This window comes from Modestobacter sp. VKM Ac-2983 (genome assembly GCF_026967885.1).
Taxonomy (GTDB): Bacteria; Actinomycetota; Actinomycetes; order Mycobacteriales; family Geodermatophilaceae; genus Modestobacter.
Genome location: NZ_JAPVBK010000001.1, coordinates 1,186,624 through 1,202,193, shown reverse-complemented (window position 1 = coordinate 1,202,193; position 15,570 = coordinate 1,186,624). Strand labels below are relative to the sequence as shown.

The window sequence follows — 15,570 nt, the reverse complement described above, 5'->3', positions numbered from 1 at the left end:
CCGTCAGCCCCGGTAGGTCTCGAGCAGGCGCAGCCAGACCTCGCTGATCGTCGGGTAGGACGGGACGGCGTGCCACAGCCGGCTGATCGGCACCTCACCGACCACCGCGATCGTCGCCGAGTGCAGCAGCTCGGCGACCGCGGGGCCGACGAACGTGACCCCGAGCAGCACCTCGCGCTCGGTGTCCACCACGGCGATCGCCGTCCCGTCGTAGCCGTCGGCGAAGAGCGCGGCACCGGCGACGCCGCCGATCGCGTACTCCACGACCCGGTGCGGGACGCCGGCGTCGGCCGCCTGGGCCGCGGTCATCCCGACCGACCCCACCTGGGGCTCGGTGAACACCACGCTCGGCGTCGCCCGGCGGTCGGCGGTGGCCACGAACGGCGACCAGTCGGCCAGGTCCACCTGCTCGCCGCGCGCCCGGGCGACGATCGCGGCGCCGGCCTGGCGCGCCTGGTACTTGCCCATGTGGGTCAGCTGCTGGCGGCCGTTCACGTCACCGACGCCGTAGAGCCACGGGAGCCCGGGCACCTGCAGCGACTCGTCGACGTCCAGGTACCCGCCCGGCTCCAGGCCGACGGTCTCCAGCCCGACCTCGTCGGTGTTCGCGGCGCGGCCGGTGGCCACCAGCACCTCGTCGCCGCGGAACTCGCCGTCGGCGGTGCTGAGCACCACGTCGCCGCCGTCCTCCCGGCGGGCCGAGCGCACCTCGCTGCCCAGCCGGACGTCGACGCCCATCTCCCGCAGGGACGCCTCGACCGCCTCCCCGGCGGCCGGCTCCAGGTTCGGCAGCAGCCGGTGCCCGCGCTGCAGCAGGGTCACCGAGGAGCCCAGCTGCTGCCACGCGGTGGCCATCTCGCTGCCCACGTAGCCGCCGCCGAGCACGAGCAGCCGGCCCGGTGCCTCCTTCGCGCTGGTCGCCTCCCGCGGGGTCCACGGCTGCACGTCGGCCAGGCCCTCGACCGGCGGGACGGCGCCCCGGGAGCCGGTGCACACCGCGACGGCGTGCCGGGCGGTGAGCACCAGCTCCGTGCCGTCGTCCTGGGCCACGACGACCCGCTTCTCCCCCGCCAGCCGGCCGTGCCCGCGCACCAGGGCGATCCCGGCACTCTCGACCCACTGCGCCTGGCCGGCGTCGTCCCAGTGGCTGGTGAAGCCGTCCCGGCGGGCGAGGGTGGCGGCGACGTCCTGCTCCCCGGTGACCGCGGCGGCGGCGCCCGGCACGGCGCGGGCCTGGGCGAGCGCCTCGCTGCCCCGCAGCAGCGCCTTGCTGGGCATGCACGCCCAGTAGGAGCACTCGCCGCCGACCAGCTCGCTCTCCACCAGCACCGTGCTCAACCCGCCGCGGGTGGCGACGTCGGCGACGTTCTCGCCCGTCGATCCGGCACCCAGGACGATGACGTCGTACGTCTGCTCCGCAGTGGTCACCTCGGCATTGTGGTCGACTGACCCCCGTGCCTGTCGATCCCGCCGACCACGCCGCCGCCCTGCGCCAGTACGCCGCCGGGGTCGTGCTGCTGACCGTGCGCGACGACATCGACGACGTGGGGACCACGGTCACCTCGATGATGAGCGTCTCCGCCGATCCCCCGCTGGTCGCCGTGGGGCTGGCCGCCGACGGGTACCCGGCCGAGGTGCTGCAGGCCATCGGCAGCGGCGCGGTGAACGTGCTGAGCACCGGGCAGGCGATCCTGGCCAGCCGGTTCGCCTCGGCCGGGCGGCCCAGTGCCCGGCACCTGCTCGAGTCGGTGCCCTGGCACCGCGCCCCGGTCAGCGACGCCATCGTGCTGGACGAGGCGCTCACCGCGCTGGACTGCACGGTCGCCTCGGTCGTGGAGGCCGGCAGCCACGTGGTGGTGCTGCTGCAGGTGGAGAACGTCCCGGTCCTCGGCGACGGCGACCCGCTGGTGCGCCTCCGCGGCCGCTGGGCCGACGGCGTCGGCGCCCCCCTCCGCCGCCCGTGATGCCCGTCTCCCCGCCCCGACCCGCTTCCCCGTCCGGGCCGCCCGCCGTCCGGGCCGCCCGCCGTCCGGGTTGACCCGGGCAAGCTGGCGTTGAGCCGCGCCACGACGCGGCTCAACCCCAGCTCACGCGGCTTGACCCAGCTCATCGACTGCCCGGCCCGGCCTGCCCGGGCCCGGCGCGGAGGCCACGGAACGCGGTGATCGCGCCGCGGGGTTAGCGTCGTCGCCGATGAGCACCGCCCTGCCCGCCCCGTCCCCCTCCGCCCTCCGCCGCGCCCTGGTGCGCGCCGAGCGCGGGGTGACGCTGGACGCCACCGAGGCCGAGACCCTGCTGCACGCCCGCGGGCTGGGCGAGGGCGAACCGCTGGACCGGCTGCTGACCGCCGCCTCCCGGGTACGGGACGCCGGCCTGGCCTCGGCCGGCCGCCCCGGGGTGGTCACCTACAGCCGCAAGGTGTTCATCCCGCTGACCCACCTGTGCCGCGACCGCTGCCACTACTGCACCTTCGTGACGACGCCGGGCCAGCTCCGCGCCGAGGGGAAGGCGCCCTACCTGTCCCCGGACGAGGTGCTCGACATCGCCCGGGCCGGGGCCGCCCTGGGCTGCAAGGAGGCGTTGTTCACCCTGGGCGACCGCCCGGAGGAGCGCTGGCCGGTCGCCGCCGAGTGGCTGGAGGCGCACGGGTTCGACTCCACGCTGGGCTACCTGCGGGCGATGGCGATCCGGGTGCTGGAGGAGACCGGGCTGCTCCCGCACCTCAACCCCGGGGTGCTGTCCTGGGAGGAGATCCAGCGGCTGAAGCCGGTCGCCGCGTCGATGGGGATGATGCTGGAGACGACGGCGACCCGGCTCTGGTCGGAGAAGGGCGGCCCGCACTTCGGCAGCCCGGACAAGGAGCCGCGGGTGCGGCTACGGGTGCTCGAGGACGCCGGCCGCTCCGCCGTCCCGTTCACCACCGGCGTGCTGCTGGGCATCGGGGAGACCTACGCGGAACGGGTCGACGCGATCGCCGAGATCCGCGCCTCGGCCCGACGGCACCAGCACGTGCAAGAGGTCATCGTGCAGAACTTCCGGGCCAAGCCGCGCACCGCGATGGCCGCACACGACGACCTGGACCTGCAGGAGTACGTCGCCGCGGTCGCGGTCAGCCGGCTGATGCTCGGCCCGGCCGCCCGGGTTCAGGCACCGCCCAACCTGAGCGACTCCACCGAGCTGGCGCTGCTGCTGCGCGCCGGCGTCGACGACTGGGGCGGCGTCTCCCCGCTCACTCCCGACCACGTCAACCCCGAGCGCCCGTGGCCGAACATCGACAAGCTGGCCGCGCTGAGCGCCGAGGCCGGGTTCACGCTGCGCGAGCGGCTGGCCGCCCAGCCCGGCTACGTCACCCAGCCCGAGCCGTGGCTGGACCCGCGGGTGCGCCCGCACGTCTCCGCCCTCGCCGGCCCCGACGGGCTGGCGGTCGAGGGCCGGCTCCCGGTGGGCCTGCCGTGGCAGGAGCCGGACGAGGCCTGGACCTCCTCCGGCCGGGTCGACCTGCACACCGAGATCGACACCGTGGGCCGCACCGGCGACCGGCGCAGCGACTTCGACGCCGTCTACGGCGACTGGTCGGAGCTGCGCGAGGCCACCGTCGCCGCCCGCGACGGCTCCTCGACCGCGCTGACCGTCGGCGACCGGGAGGTGCTGGCCGCGCTGCTGCACGCCGAGCAGGACCCGGCCGGGCTGAGCGACGCCGAGTACCTGACCCTGCTCGGCGCCGACGGCACCGATCTGGAGCACCTGTGTGCGCTGGCCGACGCCGTCCGCCGGGACGTCAACGGCGACGACGTCACCTACGTGGTGAACCGGAACGTCAACTTCACCAACGTCTGCTACACCGGCTGCCGGTTCTGCGCGTTCGCCCAGCGGCGCACCGACGCCGACGCGTTCACCCTGTCGATGCAGCAGGTCGGCGACCGGGTGGACGAGGCCTGGGCCGGCGGGGCGACCGAGATCTGCATGCAGGGCGGCATCCACCCGGACCTGCCCGGCACCGCCTACTTCGACCTGGCGCGCGAGGTGAAGTCCCGCCGTCCCGACATCCACCTGCACGCGTTCTCGCCGATGGAGGTGGTCAACGGCGCCGCCCGCACCGGGCTGTCGTTCCGCGACTTCCTCACCGCGGCGAAGGAGGCCGGCGTCGACTCCCTCCCCGGCACCGCGGCGGAGATCCTCGACGACGACGTCCGCTGGGTGCTCACCAAGGGCAAGCTGCCGACGGCGACCTGGCTGGAGATCGTCGAGACGGCGCACAGCGTGGGCCTGCCGACGACCTCGACGATGATGTACGGCCACGTCGACACCCCCGCCCACTGGGTCGCGCACCTGCGCACGTTGGCCGCCCTGCAGGACCGGACCGGCGGGTTCCGCGAGTTCGTGCTGCTGCCCTTCGTGCACCACAACTCGCCGATCTACCTGGCCGGCGTGGCCCGGCCGGGGCCGACGAACCGGGAGAACCGGGCGGTGCACGCCGTCGCCCGGCTGCTGCTGCACGGGCGGATCGACAACGTCCAGACCTCGTGGGTGAAGCTCGGCGACACCGGCACCCAGGCGATGCTCGACGGCGGGGCCAACGACCTGGGCGGCACGTTGATGGAGGAGACGATCAGCCGGATGGCCGGCTCGGGCAACGGGTCGCTGAAGTCCATCGCCCAGCTGGAGGCGATGGCCGCGGCGATCGGCCGGCCGGCCCGCCAGCGGACGACGGACTACGGCACCCCGAGCGCCGAGCGGATGGCCACCGCCCGCAGCGACGAGGGCCGACGCGCCCTCACCCTGAAGCTCCTCTGACCGCTCGGGACCGTAGCCTCGCCCTCCGGGACGACGAGGGAGCGGCGGCATGCGACGAGCAGCGGCGCTGAGCGGCCGCCTGCTGGCCGGCGGGGTGCTGGCCGGCGGGGTGCTGGCCGGTTGTGCCACCGGAGGCACGGACTCGGGGGACGTGCTCGACGTGTCCCTCGACGGCTTCGTGGCGGCCGCGGAACGGCCGACGCCCGCGACGCTGTGCGACCCGGATCCCACGGCCACGGCCAGCACGCCCCCGGGGCTGCCCGCCGGACTCGGCGCCCCGGAGGCGGCGTACCTGCAGTCGGCGCCCACGACCGTCGAGGCGTACCTCTGGACCGCCGAGGACGCCGCCGCGGCCCGGACCCTCGTCTCCGAGGCCACCGTTGCCGCGTCGGCCTGCACCTGGACGGTCACCCAGGACCTCGATCTCGACGGCGACGGAGTCACCGAGACGCCGGGGGCGCACGCCCAGCAGGTCGAGCAGTGGTCGACCGACGACTGGTCGGGGACGCGGATCGTCCGCACCGTCCCCGGGGCCGAGCAGGTGGACCGCCGGCTGGTGGCCGACGGTGCCGTCGTCCTGCTGGTGGTGACCCGGACGGACGGCGACGACCCCGCCCTGCTGACCCCCGCCGACGACTACCTCGACGCGGTCGCCGAACGCCTCCCCTGACCCGGCCCGCCCAGACCTCCGGCGGATCGGTCAGGCGGCACCGCCGGTCAGGCGGTCCAGCGGGACGGGGTGCGGCGGCTGTCCGCCCCGCTCGCCGTGCGCGCCCAGGCCGCCTGCAGCACGGCGGCCACCTCCTCGGCCTGCTCCGGCGGCACGCTCAGCGGCAGCCGCAGCCACCGGTCTGCGGTGCCGTCGACGGTGAACCGCGGCCCCGGGGTCACCCGCAGGCCCAGGTCGAGGGCGTGTGCGGCGAGCCGGGTGGAGCTCTGCGCGGGCAGCTGCACCCAGAGCACCGAGCCGGCCCGCGGCCGGACGACGCGCCAGTCCGGCAGCCGGGCGGCGAGCGCGGCGAGCAGCGCGTCGCGGGCGGCGGTCAGCCAGGCGACCCGGTCGGCGAGCACGTCGTCGGCGACGGCGAGCAGCCGGGTGGCGACCAGCTGCTCCAGCACCGGGCTGCTGATGTCGACCGTGCCGCGCGCCTGGGCAAGCCGGGCCAGCAGCCCCGGATCGGCGCGCACCCAGCCCACCCGGAGCCCTGACCAGTACGCCTTGCTCATCGAGCCGAGCGTCACCACCCGGCGGTCGAGCGCGGCGAGCGCGGTGGGTCGGGCGCCGTCGAGCACCAGCTCGGCGAAGGTCTCGTCCGTGGCGACCACCGGGGCGTCGAGCGCGGACAACAGCGCCCGGCGCTGGCCGTCGTCGGCGAGCAGCCCGGTCGGGTTCTGCCCGTCCGGGGTGACCAGCGCGACGTCGGCCGCGGCGGCCGGCAGCTCCCAGCCCTCGGTGCTCACCGGCAGCGCGACCGGCCGCAGGTGGTGGGCCGCGAGACAGTCCAGCGCCGCGGGGTAGGTGGGCTGCTCGACCAGTGCCCGCTGCCCCGGCCGGGTGACGGTGCGCAGCAGCAGGTCCCAGCCCGCCAGCGCGCCGTTGGTGACCAGCACCTGCTCCGGCTCGGTGGCCAGCCCCCGGCGGGTCAGGTGCCCGGCGACCGCGGTGCGCAACGCGGGCAGGCCGTAGGGGTGCAGGCCGTGACCGGCCAGCAGCGGACGCAGGTCGGTGGTGGCCCCGGCGACGGCGTCGAGCAGCTGGGCGGGCGCCGGTGCGGCCGCGATGGTGAGGTCCCGGACGACGGCCGGCTCCCCCGGGTCGGCGTCCGGGCGGACCGGCGCAGGCGACGGGAGGGTCACCCGGCTCCCGGCACCGGCCGCGCTGTGCAGGTACCCCTCGCCACGGAGCAGGTCGTAGGCGGCGCTCACGGTGGTGCGGCTGAGCCCCAGCGCCTGGGCCAACTGCCGTTCCGAGGGCACCCGGGCGCCCACCGACAGCCGGCCGTCGAGCGCGAGACCACGGATCCCGGCGGCGACGCCGGCGTAGGCGCGGCCGTCGCCCAGCCACGGTCCCAGGAGGTCGGCCAGTCGCTCGGTGTGCACCGGGCCATTGTCCGGGACTTGGCCCTGTCCGGACAGGGCCAAGTCGTCCAGGGTGGCCTCATGCGACTGATCGACCCGGTGCCCGCCGACCGCCGTCCCGCCCGGCTGGCGCTCCTGCTCGGCGGCCTGGCCCTCTACGGCGTCAGCGTCGCGATGATGCTGCAGGCCGGGCTGGGGCAGATGCCCTGGGGCGTGCTGGACCAGGGGGTGGCCGGCGTGCTCGGCGTCGAGGTCGGCACCGGCTCGATCCTCGTCGGCGCGGTGGTGCTGCTGCTGTGGGTGCCGCTGCACCGCCGCCCGGGCCTCGGGACGCTCTGCAACGTCGTCCTCATCGGGCTGTCCATCAACGCCACGCTGGCGCTCCTGCCGGCACCGGAGGCGCTCGGCGCACGCGTCCCGCTGCTGCTGGCCGGGGTCCTGCTCAACGCGGTGGCCACCTGCGCCTACATCGGCGCCGGGCTCGGTGCCGGGCCACGCGACGGGCTGACCACCGGCATCGCCGCCCGCGGCCACTCCGTACGGGTGGTGCGGACGACGATCGAGCTCCTGGTGCTGGGCGCCGGCTGGCTGCTCGGCGGCACCGTCGGCGCCGGGACGGTGGTGTACGCCGCCGCGATCGGGCTACTGATGCACAGCATGCTGCCGGTGTTCCGGCTCCGCGACGGACAGGCCGCTGCGGTCGCGCCGCCGATCTCGGCCGTCGCCCCCGACTGACCGGCCGGCGCCCGAGCGCCGCACCCGTCGCTAGCGGTGCGGCACGATCACCGCACCGCCAGGGGCGGGAGGACAGCTGGGGCAGTTGGCGTCCGGCCACCGAGATCACGAGCGACCCCGACTCCGGTCCCACCGGCCACGCCCGCCTCACCCGCCCCGGGGTCCGGCACAGGTGCCCGGGGCCGGCCGGATCCGCTCCTAAGGTCGGCACGTGCTGCCGCCCTCCCCTGTCCCCAGTTCCCACCAGCCGGTGCCGCAGACCTTCGGGGACGTCGGGGAGGAGCTCGTCCGCTTCGCCACCGGCCGGGACCGGTCGGGGTCCGCCGACCACGTGGCTCTTCCCGCCGACTGTGCCTTCCGGGTCGCCCCCCTGCTGCACGTGGTCAGTGCCACAGACGGCCACCTGATCGTCCTCGGCCAGATCCGGGTCACCGTCCCCTCCGCGGGGTTCCCGGACATCGAGGTGCACCTGACGGCCGCCTGGGCGACCGGTGAGCTGGCGGCGCGGCTGGGACCGGAGGCGTCCGGCCGCAGTCACCACACCCCGTGGGCGTCGCTGGAGAACTGGCAACGCGTCGATGCCGGTGACGAGATCGAGTCGGTCGTCCGTACTGCCGTGCACGGGCTCCGGTGGCGGACGGATGAGGACGTGGAGGAACGGGTCACCCGGATCGCCAAGGACCTCGCGGAGCGCTCTCGGGACGCCGTCGCCGATCTGCGGAACCTGCGCTACGAGCTGGAGACGCTGCTGTCCAGTGAGCTGCGCAAGGCCTCGACGCGGACCCTGGAGCGGTTGCTGGCAGATCTGTTGGAGTTGTCCACCCTGGCGAGCCGTGCACGCGACGAGGCGCGCGAGTGTGCTCGTGGCGGGCTGTGGGCCTGGCGCACCGACGATGATGCCTACCATGCCCAGCGACGGCTGCAGGACCCGACGCTCGCACCGCGGCCGGAGCCGGCGAAGCCCGTACGGCGGACCTGGCTCCACCTGCACGACGCGGCGGTCCGCCACTGCCAGGCCATGGAACGCCAGCTCGGCGACGAGACGGCCTCGCTGCGTGGCCTGCTGAACGCCACGTCGACGATGTCGGTCACCCGGGATGCACGGTCGTCGGAGACGTTCAACCTGGTGGCCAGCGTCGGCGGGATCATGCTCGGACTACCGGCGTTGGTGCTCACCCTGTACGGCGCCTCGTCAGTGCTCCCGCTGAGCACGTCGAACTACGTCGTCCTCCTGCCGCTGGCGTTCGCCGGCCTCGTTGCGGCGGTCATCGCCGCCTACCTGCCGGGCCGGGAGCGGACCGGCAAGGTGCGCAGGTTCCTGGCCGCGCTGGGCGCCGTCACCGTCACGCTGGGCCTCCTCGCTGCGGCCGGCGCCCTCGTCCACCCTGCGACCCCGTGATCGCGGATCCACCACCCCACCGGTCTCCTCGGGTGGCGGGGACACCGGGATCCGCTGGAGCGTTCGGCGCTGCCGACGGCGGATCGAGGGCCAGGCGTCAGGGGACAGCTCCCGGCGGGCGCGAGCAGCACCACCCTGCTGACCCGTGCCCACGCGTGCGGCTGGGCAGCTGGACCCGACTGGCACGCGCGCCCATCGCCCCCGGGTGACCGGTGCGGCACCATCACCGTCCAGGCCAGCACGCACGCCGGGCGGGAGGACAGACGTGCCACGGGTGACCAGCGCCGACGTCGCCCGGGAGAGCGGCGTCTCCCGGACGACGGTGAGCTACGTGCTCAACGACAAGCACGGCGCGATGATCTCCGCGGACACCCGGGAACGGGTGCTGGCCGCGGCGGCCCGGCTGGGCTACTCCCCCTCGGCCGCGGCCCGGACGCTGCGCAGCGGTCGCAGCGACCTGGTGCTCTGCGTGTTGCCGAACTGGACGGTGGGCCCGGTCCTGGACACCGTCCTCGACGAGCTCACCCGGGAGCTGGCCGACCGGCAGCTGTCGGTGCTGGTGCACCACGGCCGGGGACCACGCCCGCTCGCGGAGCTGTGGCGGGCGGTCACCCCGCGCGCCGTCGTCGGCTTCACCGACTTCGGGGCCGAGGACGCCGACGCGATGCGCGGGGCCGGCATCCAGGTGCTCACCACGTCCCTCGACGACGACCCGCACGCGGTGTTCGCCGTGCCGCAGACCCGGGTCGGGCAGCTGCAGGTGCGGCACCTGGCCGACACCGGGCACGTCCGGCTCGGTTGGGCCGCTCCCACCGAGCCCCGGCTGGCCGACTTCGCCGAGCGGCGGCTGAGCGGGGTCCGCGCCGAGTGCGGGCGGCGCGGGCTGGCCGCCCCGGTGGTGCAGGACGTCGACCTGGCCGTCGGCTCGGCCACCGACGCCATCCGTACCTGGCGCGGCACCGGGGTCACCGCCGTGGCCGCCTACAACGACGAGGTGGCGCTGGCCGTCCTGGCCGGCGTTCGCGCCTGCGGGCTCACAGTGCCGGGCGACATCGCGGTGGTCGGCGTCGACGACGTCCCCGCCGCGCGGCTGAGCGACCCCGCGCTGACCACCGTGGCCCAGGACGCGCGAATACAGGCCCGGGCCATCGCCGCCGCCGTCGCCGCTGCCCTGGACGGCAGCACGCCGCCGCCGTCTCCCGACCCGGCCCGGGTGCTGCGGCTCGTCGTGCGCGGCTCGGCGTGACCGGCGGGCCGGGGCATGGCGCCCCGGCCCGCCGGCGACGGGTCAGCCCGGGTAGTCCACGACGTACTGCGGCGTCCCCTGGGTGCTGGCGTCCGACCGGCCCCCCACGTCGTTGACCACGTTCTCGATCACGCCGATCCCGTCCAGGTGGACGGTCATGACGTGGTGCAGCTGCACGCCCGGTGTGACCGGCACCTCGAACCCGGTCTCGGTGGTGATGCCGGGCTCGGCGTTGCGCTGGTAGCCGTAGACCCCACCACCGTCCAGCCGGTGCTCCCGGACCTGGTCACCGACCTTGTAGCCGGCCCAGCCGAGCGTGCCGTCCGGCTCCTGCCAGTCGGCCTGCGACGGCGGGTCGTAGGGGATCTCGTTCTGGTACAGCACGACCCGGCCGCGCTCGCCGTTCCAGATGGTGTTGTGCTGCTGGAAGTGCTCGACGAAGAGGCCGGTCGCGGTGACGTCGTCGCCGTTGACGACCACGCCGTTGCGCCCCACGTTGGTCCGCCACCGGTCGGTGTCGCCGTTGACGCCGGCGGTGAAGTCCTCCACCCCGTGGTCGGCGCGCCACACCCAGGTGTGGTCGATGAGCACGTGGTCGCTGTTCACCTCCAGGGCGACGTCGGCCTTCCCGACGTGCGGCCCGCCGACCCGGAAGTACACGTCGGACAGCGTCGTCGGGTCGGCGGCGTCGGACCGGGACCGGCCCTTGCCGTCCCCCACCTGTAGCAGGACCGGGGACAGCTGGCTCCCGGCGTCGATGGTCAGCCCGGCGACGACCACGCCCGGCACGTCCTCGACCTCCAGCGGGGTCACCCCACGGGTGGCGGTGAGCGTCGCGTGCCCGATGCCCAGGACGACGGTGTCCGCCCGCTTGACCTTGAGGCTGTGCGCGACGTCGTAGACCCCCGGGGTGAACAGCAGGTGCCCGCCCCGGGCGAGCTGGGAGTTGATCCGCCCGAACCCGGTGTCCGGGGTCACCACCAGGAACTGCGACAGCGGGATCGTGCGCCCCGCCGTCATGCCCCCGTCCCAGCTCACGCCGCGGGTGTCGCGCTGGGCGTCCGGCACCCGGACGGCGTAGCGGCCGCGCTCGTCCAGGAACAGGTAGGGCTTCTCCCGGCTCACCGGGGTGGTCTCCAGGGTGGTGTACGGCGGGGTCGGGAAGGCGGCGTCGTCCGGCGCGCCCTCGACGCCGGCGAAGACCTGGTTCCAGACGCCGTTGGTCCACTCAGCGATCACGCTGTTGCGGGTGAACCACTGCTGCTGCGAGCCGTTGATGACGGTCCCGGCGGTCGAGTCGGCGATGAAGCCGCCGCTGGCGTACTGCGGCCCCGCGGTGCAGTAGTCCATCAGCGAGAGGTCGCCACCCTGCACCTGGACCCGGCGCATGGACACCGCCTGGGAGACGGCCCAGAAGTTCGTCGGCGCCCGGCAGCCGTCCTGCCCGGTGCCGTTGACCTGGATTGTCAGGTTGGAGACGGTGCGCCAGAAGTTGTTCAACGCGATGCAGTTGTCCGGTGCGAGGCAGCGGTTGTAGGTCTCGACCTTGCCGTTGATCACCACGTCGGACGGCGAGGCCCCGAGCCCGGAGATCTCCGTGTAGTAGCCCACCTTGATCTGCAGCGGGTCGGTGTCGGTGCCGTAGGTGCCCGGCTCGAAGAGGTAGGCGTAGCGCTCGGTGCCCATCTCGTTGTCGACCTGCTGGGCATAGGTGGCGTCGAGGGTGGCCTGGATCTGGTCGACCGGCATGCTCGGGTCGAAGACGGTGACGTTCGGGCCGAGGTCGACCGCGCCTCCACCACCCGGTCGGTCGCCGGGCGGAGCGGCGCTCGCGGTCGTCGGGACGGCGGTGAACGCCAGGCCCAGGGGCAGGGCCAGGGCCAGCAGGCGACCGAGGCGGTTCCGTCCACCGGCGGGTGATCGCCGGCGGGATGGAGACGGCGGGCGGGCAGGGACGCTGCGAGATGCCATGCGGAGGTCCTCGTCGTTGAGTGGGTGACACGTGTCACGTGACTCGAAGGTTCGAGGAGCCCCACAGCGCTGTCAAGAGGTCGTCGGCGCGCCGGTCCGCGCCACGACGCAGGTGCGGGAGGAGGGGCCGGGCGGCCCCTCCTCCCGCCGCACGGGTCAGCGGGGGTGGCCGCCGGCGATCATCGGCTCCTCGCCGTCGTCGCGCCCGGTCGTCGTGCCGCCCTCCTCGGCCGGGGTGACCCGGGCCTCGCCTTCGGGCTTCTCGACCACCACCTCGGCCTGCACCTCTTCGACCGGCGGTGTGGCGGTCACCGGCGGCGGGACGGCCGCCGGCTGCGTGGCGGTCACCGGCGGCGAGGCCGGCACCTCACGCGGCTGCTCGGTCTCCGAGCCGCTGTTCGAACCGCTCTTCGCTGCGGCCACGGCCGCGCCGGCAGCGGCGACGGCGGCCGCGCCGGCGGCGACGCTCTTCGCCGAGACCCCGGCCTTGCCGCTGTCCCCCCGAGAGGACGCCGCCTCCTCGACGCCGGGGGTGCCGGCCCCCATGCCCGGTCGGATCGACCCGCGCCAGGCACCACTCGCGTAGCCCTCGTCCTCGATCAGGGACTTGAACTTCTGCAGGTCGGACTTCACCTGCCGGCTCACGATGCCGAGCTTGTCGCCGGCCTGCTCCACCAGCCCCTCGGGCTCGTACTCCAGGCTCAGGTGGACGATCGTGGACGCGGGACCGGCCGGCTCGAACCGGACGGCACCGGCGTTGGTCGCGCCCCCCGTGGCGGCCCAGGCGACCTTCTGGTCCGGGACCTGCTCCAGGATCGCGGCGTCCCACTCGCGCTTCACCCCGGCGATCTCGGCGACCCAGTGCAGCCGCTGGTCACCGTGCTGCTGGACCTCCTTGACCCCGCCCATGAAGTGCGGGAAGTCCTCGAACTGCGTCCACTGGTCGTAGGCGGTGCGCACCGGGACGTCGACCTGGATCGACTCTTCGACCTTCGTGCTCATCGTCGTTCCTCCTCGTAGCAGGACGTGCTCTGGCCCACCCCCTACCCGGTCACGCCGTGGATGCACGTTGCGTCCACCGGGAGGCCGATTCGGTGAAGATGGGGGACGACGTCCCGATCCGCTGGAGGAGCACCGTGACCCGATCGCAGCAGGACCCCCCCGATGACTGGCACCAGCCACTGCGGCGCGTCCGCGCCGGCGAGCTGTCCGAGGAGACCGCGCAGACCTCCGGCATGGCGCGGCGGGAGGCGATCTCGGCGGTGACGGTCGGGGCACAGCGGCTCTGGATGGGCGAGACCCACGTGCCTCCGCACACCGGCTCCGGCGACCACCACCACGGCGACTCGGAGACCGCGATCCACGTGCTGCGCGGCCATCCGGTGTTCGTCTTCGCCGCGCACGGCGAGGAGGTGCGGCTGCAGACCGGGCCCGGCGACTACGTCTTCGTGCCCCCGTACACGCCGCACCGCGAGGAGAACCTCAGCGACGAGGAGGCCGTGGTGCTGATCGCCCGCAGCAGCCAGGGGGCGATCGTGGTGAACCTGCCCTCGCTGCTGCCGCAGAGCAGCGGGGCCGACGACTGAGCTCGGCTGCACGGGAGCGGGGGCGCAGCTAGCGTCCCCGGCGTGAGCGAGCCCGTGCGACCGCCGTCCCCCCTCGACCAGCTGGCCGACCGCTTCGTCGACGCCTACGCCGCCGACCAGCCCACCGTGGCCACGTACATCGGCGTGCCCGGGCACGACGACCGCTGGCCCGATCTCACCCCCGGCGGGCAGGCGGCCAGCGCCGAGCTGCTGCGCCGCACGATCGCCGAGGTGGAGCGGATCGAGCCGGTCGACCGGCGGGACGCCGTCGCCCGCAGCGCGATGCTCGAGCGGCTCGGCGCCGAGCTGGCGCTGCGCGACGCCGGCTGGACGCAGGCCGCGCTCAACAGCATGGAGAGCCCGCTGCAGGACTTCCGCACGCCGTTCGACCTGATGCCGACCGAGACCGAGGACGACTGGGCCACCGTCGCCCGCCGGCTGACCGCCCTCCCCGAGGCCGTGGCCGGGTACGTGGCCGGGCTGACCGATGCCGCCCACCACGGCCGGGTCTCCGCGGCCCGTCAGGTGCGGCTGGCCGCCGGCATCGCCCGCCGCTGGGCCGGTGCCGCCGGGCGGCCCGGCTTCTACGCGGAGTTCACCGGCCGGGCCCAGGTCGGTGATGCGCTGCGGACCGACCTCGACCGGGCCGTGGCGGGGGTGGAGGCGGCGCTCCTGGGCTTCGCCGACACCGTCGAGCGCGAGCTCCTCCCCCGCGCACCGGAGGCCGACGGCGTCGGGCGCGAGCGGTACGCCCTGGAGTCCCGGCTCTTCACCGGCGTGGACCTGGACCTGGAGGAGACCTACGCGTGGGGGTGGGCCGAGCTGGCCCGGGTCGTCGCGGAGAAGCGTGCGGTCGCCGAGCAGATAGCCCCCGGGCAGGGCATCGCGGCGGCGATCGCCGTGCTGGACGCCGACCCGGCCCGGCAGGTGCGCGGGCGGGAGGCGCTGCAGGCCTGGCTGCAGGACACGGCCGACCGGGCGATCGCCGCGCTGGACGGCGTGCACTTCGACGTCCCCGGCCCGGTGCAGCGGATCGAGGGCCGGCTCACGCCCACCTCCGGCGAGGGCGTCTACTACACCGGCCCGACCGAGGACTTCAGCCGGCCGGGCCGGATGTGGTGGTCGCTGCCCGACGGCGTCACCGACATGACCACCTGGCGGGAGACCACCACGGTGTTCCACGAGGGCGTGCCCGGCCACCACCTGCAGATCGGGCAGACCGTCCACAACGCCGCCCTGCTCAACCGCTGGCAGCGGCTGCTGTGCTGGTGCTCCGGGCACGGCGAGGGCTGGGCGCTGTACGCAGAGCGGCTGATGGGCGAGCTGGGCTTCCTGGACGACCCGGGTGACCGACTGGGCATGCTCGACGCCCAGGAACTGCGGGCCGCGCGGGTCGTCCTGGACATCGGCGTGCACCTGGACCTGCCGATCCCGCCGGGCCGGGCCGCCGGTGACCGCTGGACCTACGACGTCGCCCTGGACTTCCTCCGCACGCACGTGGACATGGCGGACGCCATGCGGGTGGACGAGCTGCACCGCTACCTGGGCTGGCCCGGCCAGGCACCGTCCTACAAGGTCGGCGAGCGGGTGTTCCTGACCTGCCGCGCACAGGCCGAGCAGCGCGCCGGCGCGGCCTTCGACCTCAAGGCCTGGCACCGCGACGTCCTGGACCTGGGTCCGCTGGGGCTGGGGCCGCTCGCCGCCGAGCTGGCCCGGTTCTGACCTCGCCGGGAGGGTGGACGAACGAGGCCCGGTTCGTC

General features: G+C 74.8%; 12 protein-coding genes. 8 read left to right on the top strand and 4 right to left on the bottom strand.

Annotation, left to right across the window (positions count from 1 at the left end):
• Positions 1 to 3: 3 nt before the first annotated feature.
• Positions 4 to 1,428: a dihydrolipoyl dehydrogenase family protein gene (locus O2W18_RS05815; RefSeq protein WP_269186599.1), complete on the bottom strand. Its 1,425-nt coding sequence runs from the start codon at positions 1,426 to 1,428 to the stop codon at positions 4 to 6.
• Positions 1,429 to 1,454: 26 nt separating this feature from the next.
• Here O2W18_RS05815 and O2W18_RS05810 point away from each other — a divergent pair, with 26 nt between their 5' ends.
• From O2W18_RS05810 to O2W18_RS05800, 3 genes are all read left to right on the top strand, one after another.
• The gene (locus O2W18_RS05810; RefSeq protein ID WP_269186598.1) at positions 1,455 to 1,964 is read left to right on the top strand and encodes a flavin reductase family protein; all 510 of its coding nucleotides are present in this window, start codon (positions 1,455 to 1,457) and stop codon (positions 1,962 to 1,964) included.
• 229 nt (positions 1,965 to 2,193) lie between these two features.
• The gene (locus O2W18_RS05805; RefSeq protein ID WP_269186597.1) at positions 2,194 to 4,794 is read left to right on the top strand and encodes a bifunctional FO biosynthesis protein CofGH; all 2,601 of its coding nucleotides are present in this window, start codon (positions 2,194 to 2,196) and stop codon (positions 4,792 to 4,794) included.
• 49 nt (positions 4,795 to 4,843) lie between these two features.
• Complete coding sequence (locus tag O2W18_RS05800; protein ID WP_269186596.1) at positions 4,844 to 5,464, top strand: hypothetical protein; 621 nt, start codon at positions 4,844 to 4,846, stop codon at positions 5,462 to 5,464.
• A gap of 47 nt (positions 5,465 to 5,511) precedes the next feature.
• Here the strand turns inward: O2W18_RS05800 and yczR are convergent, their stop codons facing one another.
• Positions 5,512 to 6,894, bottom strand: coding sequence for an aminotransferase-like domain-containing protein (yczR, locus tag O2W18_RS05795; protein ID WP_269186595.1), 1,383 nt, complete (start codon positions 6,892 to 6,894; stop codon positions 5,512 to 5,514).
• 60 nt (positions 6,895 to 6,954) lie between these two features.
• On the opposite strand from yczR, the gene yczE reads away from it, so the two are divergent.
• The 3 genes from yczE (at position 6,955) to O2W18_RS05780 (ending at position 10,253) form a co-directional block, all read left to right on the top strand.
• Positions 6,955 to 7,608 (top strand): membrane protein YczE, encoded by a 654-nt coding sequence (gene yczE, locus O2W18_RS05790; RefSeq protein WP_269186594.1) that lies wholly within the window; start codon positions 6,955 to 6,957, stop codon positions 7,606 to 7,608.
• A gap of 211 nt (positions 7,609 to 7,819) precedes the next feature.
• Complete coding sequence (locus tag O2W18_RS05785; protein WP_269186593.1) at positions 7,820 to 9,007, top strand: hypothetical protein; 1,188 nt, start codon at positions 7,820 to 7,822, stop codon at positions 9,005 to 9,007.
• Positions 9,008 to 9,281: 274 nt separating this feature from the next.
• Complete coding sequence (locus tag O2W18_RS05780; protein WP_269186592.1) at positions 9,282 to 10,253, top strand: LacI family DNA-binding transcriptional regulator; 972 nt, start codon at positions 9,282 to 9,284, stop codon at positions 10,251 to 10,253.
• A gap of 42 nt (positions 10,254 to 10,295) precedes the next feature.
• On the opposite strand, the gene O2W18_RS05775 is transcribed toward O2W18_RS05780, so the two are convergent.
• Positions 10,296 to 12,224 (bottom strand): glycosyl hydrolase family 28-related protein, encoded by a 1,929-nt coding sequence (locus O2W18_RS05775; protein ID WP_269186591.1) that lies wholly within the window; start codon positions 12,222 to 12,224, stop codon positions 10,296 to 10,298.
• A 156-nt stretch (positions 12,225 to 12,380) separates the two neighbouring features.
• Positions 12,381 to 13,226, bottom strand: coding sequence for an SRPBCC family protein (locus O2W18_RS05770; RefSeq protein ID WP_269186590.1), 846 nt, complete (start codon positions 13,224 to 13,226; stop codon positions 12,381 to 12,383).
• A 134-nt stretch (positions 13,227 to 13,360) separates the two neighbouring features.
• Here O2W18_RS05770 and O2W18_RS05765 point away from each other — a divergent pair, with 134 nt between their 5' ends.
• A complete protein-coding gene (locus O2W18_RS05765) occupies positions 13,361 to 13,810 on the top strand; it encodes a cupin domain-containing protein (protein WP_269186589.1) in 450 nt (149 codons plus the stop codon).
• A 42-nt stretch (positions 13,811 to 13,852) separates the two neighbouring features.
• Complete coding sequence (locus tag O2W18_RS05760) at positions 13,853 to 15,532, top strand: DUF885 domain-containing protein (protein WP_269186588.1); 1,680 nt, start codon at positions 13,853 to 13,855, stop codon at positions 15,530 to 15,532.
• The last annotated feature ends 38 nt before the right edge of the window (positions 15,533 to 15,570 follow it).